The 697-nt window shown below is 66.0% G+C and carries 1 protein-coding gene; it reads right to left on the bottom strand.

From position 1 onward, the window contains the following. Positions 1–692 (bottom strand): methyl-accepting chemotaxis protein (locus APH42_RS28895; protein WP_374701069.1); only part of this gene is annotated, 692 nt, incomplete at its 3' end. Positions 693–697: the final 5 nt, after the last annotated feature.

The following is a 697-nucleotide window of genomic DNA, read 5'->3' as shown; positions in this document are numbered from 1 at the left end:
GCGGTGGAGTCGGCAGTGCGCTTGGCCAGGGCCCGCACTTCGTCGGCCACCACGGCAAAGCCACGTCCCTGCTCACCGGCACGAGCTGCTTCGATGGCCGCGTTCAGGGCCAGCAGGTTGGTCTGTTCGGCAATGGAGCGGATGGTGCCGAGGATCGACTGGATGGCGTTGCTGTCACGCTCCAATTGCTGGATCGACTGCGCCGACTGCTCGATCTCGTGGCTCAGGCGGTCCACGCTGCTTACCGCGGCATCGATCTGTTGCTGGCCTTCGCGGGCTTGCTGCTGGCCGCTGTCGGCCGACTGCGCCGCCTGGCTGCAAGACCGCGCTACTTCGTTGGCGGTGGCGACCATCTCGTGGAAGGCAGTGGACACCATGTCCACGGCTTCGCGCTGACGGCCGGCGGCCTCGGCCATGTCGCTGGAGACGCGGGTCGAGCTGCTGGAGGTGCTGAGGATCTTGCTGGCGGCAGCGCCGATGTGCTGGATCAGGCTGCGAATGGCGCCGAGGAATTGGTTGAACCAGCTGGCCAATTGCGCGGTTTCGTCGCGGCCGCGGATTTCCAGGTTGCGGGTCAGGTCGCCTTCACCTTGGGCAATGTCTTCCAGGCCATTGGTGACACTGTTGATCGGGCGCACGATCAGTTTGGCGAAGGCCGCACCGACCACGGCGAACAGCACGGCCAGCACCACGGCGA

It is taken from the genome of Pseudomonas sp. NBRC 111140 (assembly GCF_001320885.1).
Taxonomy (GTDB): domain Bacteria; phylum Pseudomonadota; class Gammaproteobacteria; order Pseudomonadales; family Pseudomonadaceae; genus Aquipseudomonas; species Aquipseudomonas putida_P.
The sequence above is the reverse complement of the archived record's forward strand: the minus strand, read 5'-3'. Positions and strand labels throughout refer to the sequence as shown.